Genomic DNA, 16,161 nt, shown 5'->3' on the forward strand with positions numbered 1-16,161 from the left:
GAGCGAAAAAATTAGTATACAGGGGAAAAATCCGGCTCTTGGGATTTTTCCTAAAGCGACAATCTAAGCGAAAGCAGCCATACATTTTCATAATAGAATGTTCTAAGCATGAAACTTTATGTATTTTTTTCCGTTTTCCAAAACGACGTCCATTTTAGCGTTTCAGTAGGGCGACTATGGTAAACTATAGTATGCTATATAAATTGAAGGACGTGATTTCATTGACTAAGAGAATGGCTGTTGTAATTCCAGTTTCCATCCTGGTCTTTATATTATCTCTCTGGTTTTTATCAAGAAGCTATGGTGATATCGACCAGATGACAAGAATACTCATCTCGATTGGCGGAATGCTCGTGTCTGGTGTGATAACCTATTTCCTATTTCCAGAAAACGAAAAAGCAAAGTAAAAATCCCTTGTCACTAGTTTGTGACAAGGGATTTTTCAGTCTGAATTTCTAACTTGAATGGGAGGCAGTACCTGTTCAATGGCCGTCCTTTGCGATTCAAACCGAGAAGGAAGTTTCAATGCCTGCCCCAACTCTCCCATTGGCTCGTCGATGGCAAATCCAGGGGGATCCGTGGCAATTTCAAAGAGTATATCTCCATGTTCTCTGAAATAGATGGCGTTAAAGTAGTTCCTGTCCTGAACAGGGGTCACTGGGTATCGATTTGTTTCCAGATGTTCTTTCCATGCCACCTGGTCTTGGTCATCATCTGCCCGCCAGGCGATGTGGTGAACGGTACCCACTCCCATTCTGCCGCGGGGAACAGCCTCCATTTTCAAATCAATAACATTTCCAATATCTGAAGATGATTGAAACCTGGTCATCCCTTCATCGTTTCCTATCAACTCCAGCCCCATAACTTCCACAAGTAACTGGGCAGTCAGTTCGGGACTTGCAGACAAAAGGGAGGCTCCTGCAAATCCTTGAATGGCGACATCAGACGTTATCCTGCCAACGCTCCACACATCGGTCTTCGCACCTACACGTTCAACTAATTCAAGCTGAAGTCCATGAGGGTCGTTAAACTGCACGTAAGTTTCCCCAAATCGTTGACTCTTTTTATAGGTAATGTTAAATTCATTCAGCCTGTTTTCCCAAAATGAGAGTGCACCCCCAGGGACTGCATAAGAAGTGGTTCCTACCTGGCCGCCGCCGATTCGCCCCTGGTGGGCACCGTCCCATGGAAAAAAGGTAATGATGGTTCCCGGGCTCCCCTGCTTATCTCCAAAATATAAATGATAGGTACCCGGATCATCAAAATTGACTGTCTGCTTGACCAGCCTCAATCCCAAAACACCCCCATAGAAATCGACATTCTCCTGGGGATTACCGACAATTGCTGTAATATGATGTATTCCCTTTGTTTTCTTGCTCATCTTATCACTCCTATTTTTACAAAGAATCATTGCAGAATTTTTGGTATATCCATTATAAGCTAAAAGGAGGCGATCAAAAAACAGTACAGCTTCAGAAGTTATCCTAGAAAAGGACTGCATCAAGGGCATATTGGCCGGGACCAGTCAATGCAAGCCCTACAGCCACTGCCAAAAGGGCAAGGTTGTATTCATATCCATTATTCGTTGACCAGTAACCATTAGCATAATGGACTTTCACAATGGCCAAGAACATTGTAATTGCGATCATTATCCCAGCGAGCGGCGTAAGAAATCCCAATACGAGCAATATCCCTCCGGCGAACTCAGCAAGGCCGGCTATGATGGCCATCGCCACACCAGGCTTCAGGCCAAGGGACTCCATCCAACCCCCAGTATCTTTTAAGCCATATCCTCCGAACCAGCCAAATAATTTCTGTGCTCCGTGTGCAAAGAACGAGATACCTATAATCAATCTAATGATCAATAACCCTGCATCCAGCATAGTAAAAACCTCCATAATATTTAGTTTGAAATCGAGATAGTATACCAAAAAAGTTCTATTACCTTCCTCCTTCGTATCCTACAGAGGGCTGATGAAAATATCTTGAATTCGAGATAATTTTATAAGTTCCTCCCCTGGCTGTCAATAGCTAAAATTATAATTATGCTGGATACCCCCATTATGTGCCTTTTTTATTGAAGATAAATGTAAACTTTCAAAGAAAGCAGGAATTTTTCCTAGTTGTCGAATTATATATATAAGTAAAAATCTGTCCAATTGGAGGTTCACATTAAGATGACGATAGAATACGAGAAGTTTGACGGCCTCGGGTTGGCGGAACTCATTAAAAAAGGGGATATTTCGCCTGGTGAGTTGATGGAGGCAGCGATTAACAGGATAGAGGAACTGAACCCTTCCTTAAATGCGGTCATTCACAAGATGTATGCCTCTGCTGAGAAATACTTGGAGACCCTGGATAAATCACTGCCGTTTGCCGGTGTGCCCGTCCTGCTGAAAAATGCACAGCAGGAAGTCAAGGGACACCCCCTGACACTTGGTTCCAAAGTGTTATCAAATTATATTAGTGACGTCGATGCGGAATATGTTGCCCGTCTAAAGAAAACGGGAGTTGTCATACTCGGACAAACTAATGTCCCTGAATTTGCCTTGCTGGCTGTAACCGAACCCCTTCACTACGGCCCTTCACGAAATCCCTGGAACCTGAACCATACACCAGGAGGCTCCAGCGGCGGGTCGGCAGCAGCTGTAGCTTCAGGTATGGTCCCGATAGCGGGCGGTAATGACGGAGGAGGTTCGATTAGAATCCCTGCAGCGTTCACTGGTTTGTTCGGGATGAAGCCAACCAGAGGAAGGACTCCAGTCGGTCCTCTAAAGGGACGGTCATGGCAGGGGGCTTCCGTTGACCATATCTTAAGCAAAACAGTAAGAGACAGTGCTGCAATGCTCGATGAAACTCAAGGGTATGAACGGACAGCCGCTTTTCATTTTCCCGATTTCAACGGCTCCTATTCTAACTTAATTGACACGCCGGTGGAACGAACGGTTAAGATAGCCTTTTCGTATGAATCGCCACTACAGACTCCTGTCCATCTTGAATGTAAAAAAGCGGTTCTGAATACAGTTAAATTGTTGGAAGAGATGGGATTTAAAATCGATGAAACATCACCTGCAATTGATGGAAAGAGACTTGCTGAAAGTTACATGACTATGTATTTTGGTGAAGTTGCAGCAACATTGGCCAACATTGAGAAAATCATTGGTCGCAAGGTCACGATGAAAGATGTTGAGCCAGCAACCTGGTTATTGAATCAATTGGGAAATCAGGTTTCAGCTGGAGAATTTGTCCAGGCATTACAGATGTGGGACCATTCTGCCTTTACAATGGAAGCCTTTCATGATGAATACACTTTTTACCTCACACCTGCAACAGCTTATCCGCCTTCACGAATTGGTGAATTAGATCAGACCCCCGGTGAAAAGTTTTTGATGAAAGCCGTTGGGCTGATGAATGCAGGAGGCCTTTTGAAAAAAAGCGGATTTGTCGATGAACTGGCCGCTAAAAGCTTGGAAAGAACCCCCTTTACTCAATTAGCCAACCTTTCTGGACAGCCTGCCATGTCCCTCCCTCTCCACCTGACAGAAAATAACCTGCCCTGCGGTGTCCAAGTAATGGCAGCACGAGGAAGAGAGGATTTGTTATTCCGGCTGGCGGGAGAACTCGAAAAAAGTCCTCTTTGGCTCCGGCGATGAAACTTACGTATCGGCAGTTCCTTCAACTGCTTTAAGTCGCAGACACCCCCACCCCCTGCCGATTGGTAACCCGTTCAGTACAGAGGGAGAAACCAATAAATTGAAAGGTAATTTGCGGTACAATTTGCATAGCATTTTGTATCGGTTTTGTTATCCGCATATCAATGGTTTCGGTGTTTTTTCGCTTATTGCTGCATACTGATTTGCAGGCCAATTTGCACTACCGCATAAATTTATGTGGTGTTGCAAACTGGTCTGCATTTTATGTTACAAATTTGTCCGCGGATTCGTTATTGCCAGATACAATAGAGGGGAAGAGAAAGGGGGAGTAACGAGTGATAGAAAAATAAGGGGAGATTTTACCGTTAGATGTAGAGTAGACGTGGTTTTTGCGTAAAATAAGGGGAGTTTTTCCCTTTATACAAAGCAAAGCTGCCTATTTTCACGTTTTTTGAGTCAAATAAGAGGAATTTCTCCCTCTATTTAAGCTGTTTTCAATACGATTTGCTAATTAAGGGGAATTTTTCCCTCTATAAGCCTCAATTAGCAAAAAAACCTAGTTTCATTGCTGAAGAATGCAAAGTTTAACGGGAAACCCGCTGTTCAACCGATCTGGGGCTTAATTGAATAACGCATAATAGAAGTGAGGAGCTGCAAGGTCGTTGGCAGCTCCTCTTTTTTGTGTAATTTTTCATACATATTACACTTCAACGCAGCCTGCAAAAGTCTTTGTATTTTAACCCGCAAAACCACCAGCAAATAGGCATTTTCTCCCTCTCAACTGAACGAGTTATGCCGTACTTTTTTAAATGACCGGAATTCCTTCCTCTCTACTGGATTGGTTGTTTTTAAGTTTGGAGTGTGGTGAGAGAAGAAACTCATTCATTTTACGAATCCATAGATTGGCGGTGTACTAGATTCAGCATTTGATAGAGGAGCAGAGCGAATGCTTATTTCAGTGAGTCTGAAGTCAAAATCAGGTGAACATACAAATATGAATAAAGATGACCGAACGGAAGTCTAGTTTCCTTTTTTAATGATCAATTTTCTAAATAACAAGTACAGCGGCACGTAAATGATCAAGAAAATATTGAAATCAGCCAATAGTGCTGATACTTCGAACCTATCAGTACAAATTATAATCAGTACCGAATAGAGAATGTATCCAATCGGAAACAATTTCAGCTATCAATAGACTAAATATATTTATTACAAGTTCCCCCAAGAGCATCACCCCCTTGCAAAAATCAGCTTTCATTCTCCAGCCATTATTGTTTTATCAAAAAATTCACAATTTAACTATACCTTTTTGCATTAAATACCATTAGTTAGTGAGACAGCCAAAGAATTATTTTTCCTATATATTCCCAGATTCCCTACTAAGCTTTGAGATGCCTCAGTCAGCCATATGCCTGTAATTGAGCCGGGCCTTGCCAGGAAAATATAAACTACAGTTATTCAGATCTTATTGTTGGTCATTTTTAGTAAGATTTGAAACTTCGGGTTGTAAAATGACACCAGTGTCGATATAATAGAAATAAAACGACACTGGTGTCAATTTAAAAAGCTGAGGGATTCATATGGAAAAACGATTGAGTCAGAATAAAAATTTCATTACACTTATGGCTGCACAGGCCATTTCCAGTTTGGGAGATTGGTTAAGTATTGTGGCAATCATTACGCTTGTTGGGTTAAAATGGGAAGCAACACCATTTCAGATGTCATTTATCATTTTAAGTCTGGCCCTGCCGATGGCGTTATTGGGTCCGATATCCGGAGTTGTTGCAGACCGGATGGAGCGGAAAACTTTGATGATCATCTCGGATATTGTCCGGGGAGTCCTCATCTTGTTACTGTCATTGGCAGACAATGTGTGGATGGTATACGCATGCCTTTTTACAATTGGTGTTTTTTCATCCGTATTTGTTCCAGCGAAGAATGGACAATTGAAAGAATTAGTCAAAGATGATCATATCAAAGGGGCAATGTCGGTCACTTCCATGATCGATTCCGGAACAAAAGTATTCGGCCCACTCGTAAGCGGGATGTTGGTAACTGCAATCGGAACGTATAATGTATTTTATATCGACTCTGCAACCTTTTTTCTATCGGCAGTATTGATTCTCTTTTTACCGAAAACAGCAGATGCAGGAACCACTAACCAAACCAAATCCAGGATGGAAAACTCCTTCAAACAAGAGATGGTGGAAGGAGTGTCTTTCATCAGGCAAAGCAATTATTTAATGTACGGCTTGTTCTTGCTCGGCATCAGTTTACTCATTTTGCAATTGTCGGATTCCCAAATTATTGTCTTGCTTCGCCAGCTAACGGATGTATCACCAGACCTTTTCGGCTATGCCGTTACCGGTTCAGGACTGGGGATGCTCTTCACTGGTATCTTCCTTTCAAAGAAAACAGAATATAATGCTTTTCTTTATATGTGCCTGGGTATTCTGGGAATAGGATCGGCCTTTGGATTAATGGCTTTGCTCACGTACTTCGATCTCACATCTTCCATCATATGGGTGCCGGGATTAGGCCTTCTTGCAGGGGCAGCAGCAGGATTGGTATTTATTCCTTTTCAGGCAGCTGCGCAGGAAAAGACACCTGTTCATATGACTGGAAGAGTGTTCGGGGTCATTAACAGCACAACAACAACTGCAACGATCATAGGTCCGCTTGCAGGAGGAGCACTCGCCACTTGGATTGGAATCATCCCTTCCTTCCTCGTCACTAGTTCGTTGCTGATCATTCTATTCTTCGTATCTATTCTATTGAAAAATAAAGTTGGACAGGAGGAGCTTCATGTCACCGAAAGTCAGCCGGGAACACAAGGAGCTGCGCCGAGCTAAACTGATCGAGGCAGCAGCAGCAGTATTTATGGAACATGGCTATGAAAACACCACGATGAAACATGTAATGGAAAAGGCAGCTGTAAGCCGTGGAGGTTTGTATCAATATTTTGAAAATAAAGAAGATCTTTTTCACGCCGTAATAGAAAACCAGCAGAAAGAAATTATAGAAGACTCTCTCGAGAAACTGTTACAAACGCAGGATTCCTATTGGGATGCACTGCTTACCACTTTTTTGGGAGAAGGAAAACAGCCTAATGATAAAATGGATCCCCTCTCGCCTTCCAAGCTTGAGTATTTCATTACCGGCCGGAATGAAATAGACAGACGGGAATATGCACAGCGGAGATATCATCATGCTATTGACTTGACCTCCCGCATACTTGAAGAAGGAGAAAAATCAGGTGAATTTTCTCCCCGTTTTGAAAAACAAGTCATCGCTAAATCCATACTCTCCCATATTGACGGACTGGCACTTGGCAATGCAATATTAGACAGCGCCACCATTGAATTAAAAGAACAGACTGAACTGTTAGTCCGTTTTCTGAGATGGTCACTGGGATTGGAAGAAAGATAGCAGGAAATGGGGCGGGCAACTGCTTGCCCCTAAAAAAAACAAGGCTGTTTTCGCATATATTGTTGCTTTCGGAAAAATCCCAAAAGCCGGAGTTTCCCCTGCATACTACGTTTTTCGCTCTGAACGAAGAGAGAAGCTCTTTTCTCTCGTGCTAAACAGGGTTTTTTCCGGTTCATTACTCCACTATCTTTTGGAATTATTATGAGATAGCAACAAAGTTTACGAAAAGAGCCAAAACAAAAACCGCTTCATATAAGCGGTTACCGAAAAAGAGTCTTATTCTCTTCTATTTTTCCCTCTGACAAATCGATAAGATAAATAGGCAATGTATAAAGGTGCTGCCACGTATATCAAATAAGGAAATTTTTCATATGTCCCTCTGTAAATCACAAATAATAAACATCCAATGAAAACGGTCACAATGGTTCCATACTTAGGCAGCGGAATCTCTTTGAAACTCGGGATTCGTATCCTGCTTACCATTAAAAAGCAAAGAGCGGTGAATACCACTGTTGTTAATATATTCGGAATATAGTTACCGAAAAGAGTCAGTAACGCCAATATCCCCCCTGCTGCTGTAATCGGCACCCCGATGAAATAATTCAAGCCTGTTTTGTCAGAACTGACATTGAACCTGGCAAGCCTGAAGGCCCCAAATAAGGGAAATAAACCAGCGACAGCAAACCCTAACAAATCGAATTGATAGAAGTATGTATAATATACCAAAAATGAAGGTGCAACACCAAATGTAACAATGTCAGCAAGCGAGTCGAGCTCCTTCCCTAAAACACTGTCTGCTTTGAGCATCCTTGCCAGCCTTCCATCCATGCTGTCCAGCATCATACCGATCAGTATCAATATTGCGGCATTTTTGAATTCGCCGCTTGCTGCAAAACCGATTGATAAAAATCCACAATATAAATTACCCAGCGTAAACATGTTCGGAATGCTCTTCTTTAACCGCATTATGTTATCTTCACTCTCCGTAATTATCTTTCTGATTTCTACTATTATACCATTAAAAAGTATAATCTCACCTTCTTTCTTGAGATTTGCTATTGCCCTTCCCCTATTTTATGATTGTGATGAGTTCTATTGGTATTCATGGAAAGGTGGATCAGAATGGAAACAAAAGAAGAATTGCAGGCAGCTCTTGAAGAAACGGACCGTTGGATAGAAGACCAAAAAAAGGTCTGGTTCTGGGAAAGATGGACGAGACTTCCATTTAAACTTTTGGATAAGATCACTCCTGAGTTTGTACATAAAAAAGTCGGAACCCTTTTGGATGAAATGGGGAGCTATATTCAAAACGGCGGAAAATATTTAACTTCACAAAAGCTGCTCTTCAAATCAATCGAAAAAAAGACCGGCACCACAATAAAAGGCATGGAAGATATCGCAGCATTGAGCCTAGAAGATATGGATAAGATCAGCCGTAACCTGGCAAGCAACAGACGAAAGACTGCTGCTGTTCAAGGAGCCACCACAGGGATCGGCGGCCTTTTCACACTTTCCATCGATATACCTGCATTACTTGGGATATCCCTGAAGACCCTTCAGGAAATCGCTATAATCCATGGATATGACCCAAATGATAAAAAAGAAAGGATTTTCATTATAAAATGCTTACAATTTGCTTCGGCCGACATTGTTGGAAAAAGAGCCATTCTGGATAACCTGGCATCTTATTTTGATGGAGAAGCTTCTTCCCGTGAAGTCATGGCGCAAATCCAAGGATGGCGGGAAGTTGTCTATACTTATAGAGATCAGTTCGGATGGAAGAAATTATTCCAGATGGTACCTGTAGCAGGCATTATATTTGGAGCTTTTACCAATAGAGCCATGGTAGGAGATATAGCTGAAGCAGGCTCCATTCTATATCGAAAGAGAAGGATCATCGACAGGCTGTATACAATGAAAGAGGACTTATAAGGAAACCCCCTTCAATATGGAGGGGGTTTCCTTTACTCATGGACGTCGGCATGGGATAACTCAGAACGTTCGACCTGGAATGTGGTGTGGTTAATATGAAATTGTTCTCCGATGAGATCTATTGCCTTCTGTAACACTAACTGGTCATCTTCTTCATCTTCAATTAATATATGACAGCTCAATGAATTCATTCCGGAAGTAATCGTCCATATGTGAAGATCATGAATATTTTTGACGCCCGGAATGCTTTCCAAAGAAGCTCTCACCTTTTGCGTATCAATTCCCGCCGGTGTACCCTCCATTAATATATGGACAGTGTGTGAAATGATGCCCCATGCACTTTTTAAAATCAGTAAAGCCACTAATACACTAATGACCGGATCTGCCCAATACCATTCAAAAAACAGCATGACAGCACCTGCAAGAATGGCTCCCACCGATCCAAGGGCATCCCCCAGAACATGTAAATAGGCACTCCTTAAATTGACATTGTCTTTTACATCACCCTTATTGATCAAGGCCCACGCACTCAGCAGATTTGCAAGCAATCCTATAAATGCGATGAACATCATAGTTCCGCCTGCTACAGTCGGCGGTTCAAAAATCCGCTCATATGCCTCATATACAATAAATGCAGCAATGATAAATAAGGTAATGCCATTCAATAATGCAGCTACTATTTCGAAACGGTAATATCCAAAGGTTTTTCCAGATGTCGCCGCCCTCCCTGCTATCCACATAGCAGCCAGACTTAAAGCCAGTGAGCCGGCATCACTGAGCATGTGTCCGGAGTCTGATAAAAGAGCGAGGCTGTTCGTCATCAATCCTCCGATGAATTCCAGCAGCATAATGCCTGTTGTAATGACCAAGGCAATAAGGAGGCCTTTTTTATTCCCTTCCCTTGAGTGATCGTGATCATGGCCGTGATGGTCATGACTGTGTCCATGATGATGGTGCATTGAAATCCCTCCTAATCATGTAGTGAATGGTTGATAACTTGTTTCAAAATTTCAATTACGTGATTATCATCATAGCTGTAATAAAAAGACTGTCCATCCCTTCTCGCTTTCACAAGTCGTTGATTTTTCAAAAAGGAAAGTTGATGAGACACTGCCGACTGAGATAGATTGAGCACCTCGGCAATATGTCCAACCGAGCATTCTTCCTGAGTAAGCAGATATAAAATACGTATGCGTGTCGGATCGGAAAGCGCCTTGAAACTCCTTGCTACCTTTTCAACAGTGTCTGCAGTCAAAAAGTCATGTCTGCTTCTATTCATGAATGAATCCTCCTTTTCCGTTTATGTATTTTATTATATGAACAAATGCTCATATGTTGATGGATTAAATATACCATTTTTTCCTTATCCACACAAAGAGTTCGATGGATATTTCAGAAAAAATAAGGTTCTACGTCAAATGTTGGGGTAGGAGCACTCGCTCCTTATCCCACATTAATTCCTTTTGATTTAAATTGGTGATGCAATAGTACTCTAAGTCTAAAACGGTCGTATCGTCTAAACCCAAAGGCATTTCTTTTAATGACCTTCGTTTGATTGTTTAATCCCTCGACGAAACCGTTATTATAGTTGAAGGCAAAGCTATTTAATACTTCAGTCTGCCAGTTCTTTAAGGTCTGAATAGCCTGGTGAAACTCCTTTAAGCTTGAATTTTCAACCTGTCGGTAAAAGTTGTACAATCCCTCTTTAACCTTATTGGGAGCTGACGTACCAATTTCCTTCGCCTCTTCAAACCATAACCTGTAGGCTTCTTTTAACGCAAAAGCTGTGCGCAGCTCTTCAGACAAACCAAGATACCTTTCTAAATACCAGTGTTGCCGATCATTTAATTGGCTATATGGCTTATGAAAAATGTGCTTCATTCTTTTACATTTCTTGCGGTCATATGGATGAAAATCTTTTTGGACACGCCTTCTCACGCGTTCTAAAGCCCAATGGATATAGCGGGAAAAGTGAAATCTGTCCGCCACAATAATAGGCGAACCCAATGCTTTTTGAACCGCAGATTTAAAGGCATGGCTCATATCCATCACGACCAATTGAACTTCTGAACCCTTTTCCCGAAGGTATTTCTTAATGGTGCTTACTGAGCGGTTTGGAAGTATATCCAATGGCTCTCTAGTCTCCCCGTTAGCTATAATTAACTGGTACTTTCCTGCATTGGTATCTCCTTTGTACTCATCGATCGCAATCACAGGTGGGAGCTTTTCAACCTCTTTTAACTGAGAGGCAGAAATATGATCAAAACGCCTGATTACTGTGGCCTGAGATGTGCGGAACTGGCAGGCTGTATCTTTGAAGTTCTTCCCTTGAATCACCCGGAGGCCTAAGGCTTGGTTCCATTCAATGGTATGTCGTTGATACCGTTGGACAAAACGATTATCTTCGGCAAAGCGTTTGCCGCAGTGGCAGCTGTACCTCCGTCTTCGATAGAACAAGTAAGTAGTCCTTTCGAAGAGCTTAAGGTGTTGAATCTTTTGAAGACGATAATCATGTACCTTGGTCGTTTGATCACCACAAGCAGGACACATATGTTTCCTTTTGGGCAATTCAATATGCAGGTGGTATGCCTCCCCTATTTCCTCAGCTTTCAAAATCCTAACCTCTTCTAATCCAGGTAAAACCATGTTAAAATGCATGTACACGCAACTCCTATCTTTGTCTTGTTTCTAGTCAACTCAAGTGTAAAAGATTAAGGAGCTTGCGTGTATTTTTTTGCCTTAAAACCTACCCCAACAAATATAATAGAGCCAAAAATAAAAAGGCGCCTGTCCGAAAACAGGCGCCTGCGTATTGAGGCGAGAGACCGTGCGCCACATCGCACGTTTAGCTTCGAAAGCTTGTCTGTCGACTTACACAATTCAGCTCATCGCATAATTAATATAACATGGACAAATCTTTTTTGCAATACCCTTTGTGATTTATACAAATCAACCATTCAATATCGGCAATATCATTGTGAAAGTTGTTCCATTCGTGTCACTTGAAACGGCCATATCCCCGTCATGATTTTCAATGATTTTTTTACTTACAGAAAGGCCCAGGCCTGTTCCATCATCTTTGGTCGTGAAGAAAGGATCAAAGACATGTGGAAGCATAGATGGTTTTATTCCTGGTCCATTATCTTTAAAGTAAATCTCAATGTTGGAATTCTTCTTTATAGCATGGATTGTAATTTCCAGCCTATCTTTACAAGCTTGAAAGGAATTACTGAACAAGTTAATGAAAACCTGAAGAAGCTCTTCTTTATTTCCGCTGATAAAACATCCTTTCGCCTCCTCAGAGATGATGCATGTGAAGGAAATGTTATACAGTAGAGCTTCACTGTTTAGGAACTTCCCAATATAGTCCTTCATCAAGGTTTCCATTTCCAGTTTTTCCGTCAACGTTTCCAGAGGTTTAGCTATCCTCAGGAAATCCGTGATGATCTTGTTGGCTCTGTCAATTTCAGGGATTAACAAATCTTTAATAAGGGAACTGGTTTCAGAATCTGCCTTAGTTTGCAGCAGCTGCAGAAAACCTCTTACTGTGGTTAAAGGATTTCGTATCTCATGGGCTATCCCTGCAGCAATTCTGCCTGCCAGACCTCTTTTTTCAGCTTCTTTGACACCGTTCAAAAATTGAAAGGTTCCTGCAACCCTCAGTACGTCCCCGTCGATATTCCTGATGATCAACGTGTTGTTGATTCCATAATTTTTATCTAACACTTCACGGTCGACTATCGGCTTTTCTGTTCTCAACGTTTCAAGCAGATTGATTTTGGAATCGGGAAGGCCCAGCAGATCTCTGATATGCTTCCCGGTAACTTCATCCCGGTCCACACCAAGATCATTGGCAGCCTGTAAATTGCAGAGGGTGATGGTCCCCTCTTTATTAATAAAAACAATATGATGGTGAACCAAATCAAAGAACGGGCTCAGGAATTGTTCCATTTGTTCGAAAGGGATATCCACCCCAGATAAGGTAAGTGAATTTTCCCCGCTTGATAACACCTGCAACAAAGAATGGCCATTCCCTGTGTTGACAATCCTTTCCCCACGTTCGTGCGATTCATTCTCAGGAAATGGCAAACAGCTATCAAGAACCATTCCCTTGTAATATTCTAATTCTTTTTCAAGCTTTTCTATCTTTGCATTCAAAACTTCTATATTCTTTTCCATACCATCGTCCTTTAATAAGGCTTATGCCAATTTATTACATAATCTCATTATATCTTTCTCGCAATATGTAAACAATAGCCATATCTGTATTTATTAACGCGTTAAAGCACTAAAAGGGACAGTCCCCTGTTACTTTAACGTATTAAAGGACCCCTTACATAGGGGCCCTTTAGAGGTTATCCTTTTGTTTAAGTTTTGTGAACGAGGCTTTTTTCCTCAAGAGTTTAAACAGGACAAAACTGATACTGATTGTGAGAAGCAGTCCGTTGATCACCCATTGAACACTTTGAAAACTTTCTTTCATCACACTTAGATTCCCTATGCTTCCCAAATAGAGCATCACCATGGCTACAGGAAGGATCCCTATAAACGTGAGAAATCCGTATCTGGCTGGTTTAATGCTGCAAAATCCTCCAATATAGGCAATATAGCCCATTCCAAGTACCCTTCCCATCGCTATTGTCCAGTCACCGTATTTCCGATTCCACCGATCAAACTTATCCTGCTTTTTTTCAGACAGCTTGCTTCGGATTCTGGACTCATATCTTAAACTCAGCCAATATGGCACATAGCTGACCAAGACATAAAATAAGCTTACCGCCAGCCCGTAAAAGATGACTTCCAGGGGAGCCGGCTTCAAAATATATCCGTAAATCAAGATGAACAAGGCTGCGGGAAACGGCAGGGAAACCGCTTCTATAAAAATACCCAGTAGTAAGCCCCAGATTCCCAATCCGACCATAAACTGCATTATCGGTTCGATTTTCCACACACCCTTTGAGTTCCGATTTTAGTAGTCCTTATCATACCCCTTTTCTTCAAGGTGAAAACTAGAGAGGAGTAACCTTGCTGAAGGCTCCATTGACGAAAGATGCTCATTTCACTATACTGAGTAAAGCAAATCTAGACGAACAGGGTGAATGGCAATGGATTTTGAAATTAAATACCTGTCTTTTTACGTTGTTGAAGTAGAGGGAAAAGGTGAAGGTGTCGAGAAACAGTTTAAACATTTTCAGACTCTTGATGAACAGGGCTATGAAAATAATCCATTAAAAGATTTCCTTGATGGTGAATTAACCAAGATCGCCAAACGGAAAGTGGATAGACACAGCAAATCAGAGGGGGCCCCCACAAAAATTGGCCGCTTCATTGTAGAACCAGGACATGAATTGGATTCCAATCCGAATTATAATTTATTTCACCGTGCAAGGCATCCTGAATCGATTGATGCTTTCAAAGATGCCTCATTGCAGTTTGTCAATGCTTATGTGGATGCCAGTGCTGTAAGAGGCGGTGTTTTTATCGTGGCACTTGCGAAGCTGCGTAAATATTTCGATGACCCATTTCTTTTTGTCATGAAGTGTGACTTCGAACCTAAAGTTGCCCGGATTACCGACGAATCGACATTGATCCACAATGTTGAAATGGCCATCACCACCAAGAATATGAAATCCATTCAGTACCCATTCATGCCGGAAGAAGGAATGATGGACGAGACTGAACTGAAAATCCATCAAGCTTCTCACGCCCGTTACTTTGAAGATTTTCTTAAATTCGTAGAATATGAGAAATCTATGCCGGAGATTATGCGTACCCATGTCATGGGGATGGTCCAGGAACATATAGAAGAATCCTATGAACCGGAAAGCGAAGAACGAGTGGAATTTGAGTCAGCGATGGAAACCTGGTCCGTCAGTCCAAAGCGGGAACTGCAGGAAAGGTTCACAACTGACCAAGTCGTCGAAGCCGCTTCACAGATTGTCGAGCAGTCTCCTGAAGTCGAGCTGAAAATGAAACTTGATCATGTGGATGTCAAGGCCATGCTGTCAGATTTCGGGGATACCATTCACATGGCGAAAGTAAACGGCCGCTATATGCTTCTGATTGAAGCAGAAGCGATTCAATTCGAGAAAGGCGCATCTCCCATCGAATTTCTAATGCCTGATGACCTGCAGGATGTCATTGAACGGATTCAAAGAAAAAGTGAACAGTAAGTTTGTGAGAACCTTTACCTCTAGTGAAGGTTCTTATGTTCAATGCAAAAAAATCAGAAATTTCCTGCTTTTTCTGCTGAAGAAGCCTATAATGAACTCATAGTTTATATTTTACGGAGGAGTCACATATGCTTACCGAACAACAACTACATGATATAGAACAGCTTCAAAAAGTATGTGAAAAACAAGGCGGCTATCAGTTGAAATTGAATGATGACATGCTCAGATCCAGAAAGCATGATCAGGACGATTATTTTCATTACCAAGAAAAGAGACTAGTAGGGTATATCGGCTTATATGGGTTTGGCAGCAGTTATGAGCTTTGCGGCATGGTCCACCCTGACTTTAGAAAAAAGGGGATTTTCGCTGGCCTTTTTCAGCGTGCATTGAGATCATTAGAGGAACGCCGGATAAAGAAACTACTGATTAATTCCCCGGGATCCTCTCAGTTCGGTAAGGCATTCATCGAAAGCCTGCCTGCACATTATTCTTTTTCTGGGTACCAATTGAAATGGGAACCAAGAAACCTCCCGGCAGAAAACAAGGATATCCAGTTGAAACCTGTGACAAAAGAAGACCAGCAGTTTATTCTTGAATTGGATGACCTCTGCTTCAATGTAAAACGTGAAGACTCTCTTGAATTCCTGGAGACAATCAATAAAGATGAAGGAAATATAAGCTTTGTGATTGAACATAAAGGGGAAAAGGCAGGCAAAATCCATATACAGCATGAACAAGAAAAAAGCTTTATATTCGGATTTGCCGTCCATCCATCCCTTCAAGGAAAAGGAATTGGAAGATCAGTACTGGAAATGGCCCTACGGACTGAAAGCCAATCCAATAAAAGTATTTTCCTGGAAGTAGCTGCAAACAATGAACAGGCTCTAAAGTTATACGAAAAAACAGGCTTTGTTTCTTATCAGATTCAGGACTATTTTGTGTATGAAGGATTATAAAGCTTAGGGCAGGCGTTT

The 16,161-nt window shown here is 41.8% G+C and carries 15 protein-coding genes; 7 read left to right on the forward strand and 8 right to left on the reverse strand.

Features of this window, described 5'->3' with window-relative positions; genetic code table 11:
* The first annotated feature begins 176 nt into the window (after positions 1 to 176).
* The gene (locus AC4E8A_RS14415) at positions 177 to 407 is read left to right on the forward strand and encodes a histidine kinase (protein ID WP_490193832.1); all 231 of its coding nucleotides are present in this window, start codon (positions 177 to 179) and stop codon (positions 405 to 407) included.
* Positions 408 to 442: 35 nt separating this feature from the next.
* Here the strand turns inward: AC4E8A_RS14415 and AC4E8A_RS14420 are convergent, their stop codons facing one another.
* Together AC4E8A_RS14420 and AC4E8A_RS14425 are read right to left on the reverse strand one after the other, a co-directional pair.
* Positions 443 to 1,381, reverse strand: coding sequence for a ring-cleaving dioxygenase (locus AC4E8A_RS14420; protein WP_490193833.1), 939 nt, complete (start codon positions 1,379 to 1,381; stop codon positions 443 to 445).
* Positions 1,382 to 1,484: 103 nt separating this feature from the next.
* The gene (locus AC4E8A_RS14425; protein WP_490193834.1) at positions 1,485 to 1,883 is read right to left on the reverse strand and encodes a DoxX family protein; all 399 of its coding nucleotides are present in this window, start codon (positions 1,881 to 1,883) and stop codon (positions 1,485 to 1,487) included.
* 294 nt (positions 1,884 to 2,177) lie between these two features.
* Between AC4E8A_RS14425 and AC4E8A_RS14430 the strand changes: the two genes are divergently transcribed.
* The 3 genes from AC4E8A_RS14430 (at position 2,178) to AC4E8A_RS14440 (ending at position 7,082) form a co-directional block, all read left to right on the forward strand.
* Positions 2,178 to 3,653, forward strand: coding sequence for an amidase family protein (locus tag AC4E8A_RS14430; RefSeq protein ID WP_490193835.1), 1,476 nt, complete (start codon positions 2,178 to 2,180; stop codon positions 3,651 to 3,653).
* 1,580 nt (positions 3,654 to 5,233) lie between these two features.
* On the forward strand, positions 5,234 to 6,505 hold the full coding sequence (locus tag AC4E8A_RS14435; RefSeq protein WP_490193836.1) for an MFS transporter: 1,272 nt from the start codon (positions 5,234 to 5,236) through the stop codon (positions 6,503 to 6,505).
* Positions 6,459 to 7,082, forward strand: a complete 624-nt coding sequence (locus tag AC4E8A_RS14440) for a TetR/AcrR family transcriptional regulator (protein WP_490193837.1) — start codon at positions 6,459 to 6,461, stop codon at positions 7,080 to 7,082. Before AC4E8A_RS14435 ends, AC4E8A_RS14440 begins: the two co-directional genes overlap by 47 nt.
* Positions 7,083 to 7,358: 276 nt before the next feature.
* On the opposite strand, the gene pssA is transcribed toward AC4E8A_RS14440, so the two are convergent.
* Positions 7,359 to 8,048: a CDP-diacylglycerol--serine O-phosphatidyltransferase gene (pssA, locus tag AC4E8A_RS14445; protein WP_490193838.1), complete on the reverse strand. Its 690-nt coding sequence runs from the start codon at positions 8,046 to 8,048 to the stop codon at positions 7,359 to 7,361.
* A gap of 156 nt (positions 8,049 to 8,204) precedes the next feature.
* On the opposite strand from pssA, the gene AC4E8A_RS14450 reads away from it, so the two are divergent.
* Positions 8,205 to 9,014: an EcsC family protein gene (locus tag AC4E8A_RS14450; RefSeq protein WP_490193839.1), complete on the forward strand. Its 810-nt coding sequence runs from the start codon at positions 8,205 to 8,207 to the stop codon at positions 9,012 to 9,014.
* A gap of 32 nt (positions 9,015 to 9,046) precedes the next feature.
* Here the strand turns inward: AC4E8A_RS14450 and AC4E8A_RS14455 are convergent, their stop codons facing one another.
* The 5 genes from AC4E8A_RS14455 to AC4E8A_RS14475 form a co-directional block, all read right to left on the reverse strand.
* Positions 9,047 to 9,973, reverse strand: a complete 927-nt coding sequence (locus AC4E8A_RS14455; RefSeq protein ID WP_490193840.1) for a cation diffusion facilitator family transporter — start codon at positions 9,971 to 9,973, stop codon at positions 9,047 to 9,049.
* 11 nt (positions 9,974 to 9,984) lie between these two features.
* Positions 9,985 to 10,293, reverse strand: a complete 309-nt coding sequence (locus AC4E8A_RS14460) for an ArsR/SmtB family transcription factor (protein ID WP_490193841.1) — start codon at positions 10,291 to 10,293, stop codon at positions 9,985 to 9,987.
* Between the two features lie 164 nt (positions 10,294 to 10,457).
* Positions 10,458 to 11,678, reverse strand: coding sequence for an ISL3 family transposase (locus AC4E8A_RS14465; RefSeq protein ID WP_490193842.1), 1,221 nt, complete (start codon positions 11,676 to 11,678; stop codon positions 10,458 to 10,460).
* A gap of 285 nt (positions 11,679 to 11,963) precedes the next feature.
* Positions 11,964 to 13,193: a two-component system sensor histidine kinase NtrB gene (locus tag AC4E8A_RS14470; protein ID WP_490193843.1), complete on the reverse strand. Its 1,230-nt coding sequence runs from the start codon at positions 13,191 to 13,193 to the stop codon at positions 11,964 to 11,966.
* Positions 13,194 to 13,362: 169 nt separating this feature from the next.
* Positions 13,363 to 13,965, reverse strand: coding sequence for a DedA family protein (locus AC4E8A_RS14475; RefSeq protein WP_490193844.1), 603 nt, complete (start codon positions 13,963 to 13,965; stop codon positions 13,363 to 13,365).
* Between the two features lie 154 nt (positions 13,966 to 14,119).
* On the opposite strand from AC4E8A_RS14475, the gene AC4E8A_RS14480 reads away from it, so the two are divergent.
* Positions 14,120 to 15,187: a DUF3900 domain-containing protein gene (locus AC4E8A_RS14480; protein ID WP_490193845.1), complete on the forward strand. Its 1,068-nt coding sequence runs from the start codon at positions 14,120 to 14,122 to the stop codon at positions 15,185 to 15,187.
* A 128-nt stretch (positions 15,188 to 15,315) separates the two neighbouring features.
* On the forward strand, positions 15,316 to 16,143 hold the full coding sequence (locus AC4E8A_RS14485; protein WP_490193846.1) for a GNAT family N-acetyltransferase: 828 nt from the start codon (positions 15,316 to 15,318) through the stop codon (positions 16,141 to 16,143).
* The last annotated feature ends 18 nt before the right edge of the window (positions 16,144 to 16,161 follow it).

The sequence above is a fragment of the Bacillus sp. SRL337 genome, assembly GCF_984799155.1.

Bases quoted from the DNA above. Each gene is read 5' to 3' on its own strand.
- AC4E8A_RS14415 (WP_490193832.1), top strand. From the start codon at position 177: ATGGTAAACTATAGTATGCTATATAAATTGAAGGACGTGATTTCATTG.
- AC4E8A_RS14420 (WP_490193833.1), bottom strand. From the start codon at position 1,381: ATGAGCAAGAAAACAAAGGGAATACATCATATTACAGCAATTGTCGGT.
- AC4E8A_RS14425 (WP_490193834.1), bottom strand. From the start codon at position 1,883: ATGCTGGATGCAGGGTTATTGATCATTAGATTGATTATAGGTATCTCG.
- AC4E8A_RS14430 (WP_490193835.1), top strand. From the start codon at position 2,178: ATGACGATAGAATACGAGAAGTTTGACGGCCTCGGGTTGGCGGAACTC.
- AC4E8A_RS14435 (WP_490193836.1), top strand. From the start codon at position 5,234: ATGGAAAAACGATTGAGTCAGAATAAAAATTTCATTACACTTATGGCT.
- AC4E8A_RS14440 (WP_490193837.1), top strand. From the start codon at position 6,459: ATGTCACCGAAAGTCAGCCGGGAACACAAGGAGCTGCGCCGAGCTAAA.
- pssA (WP_490193838.1), bottom strand. From the start codon at position 8,048: ATGCGGTTAAAGAAGAGCATTCCGAACATGTTTACGCTGGGTAATTTA.
- AC4E8A_RS14450 (WP_490193839.1), top strand. From the start codon at position 8,205: ATGGAAACAAAAGAAGAATTGCAGGCAGCTCTTGAAGAAACGGACCGT.
- AC4E8A_RS14455 (WP_490193840.1), bottom strand. From the start codon at position 9,973: ATGCACCATCATCATGGACACAGTCATGACCATCACGGCCATGATCAC.
- AC4E8A_RS14460 (WP_490193841.1), bottom strand. From the start codon at position 10,293: ATGAATAGAAGCAGACATGACTTTTTGACTGCAGACACTGTTGAAAAG.
- AC4E8A_RS14470 (WP_490193843.1), bottom strand. From the start codon at position 13,193: ATGGAAAAGAATATAGAAGTTTTGAATGCAAAGATAGAAAAGCTTGAA.
- AC4E8A_RS14480 (WP_490193845.1), top strand. From the start codon at position 14,120: ATGGATTTTGAAATTAAATACCTGTCTTTTTACGTTGTTGAAGTAGAG.
- AC4E8A_RS14485 (WP_490193846.1), top strand. From the start codon at position 15,316: ATGCTTACCGAACAACAACTACATGATATAGAACAGCTTCAAAAAGTA.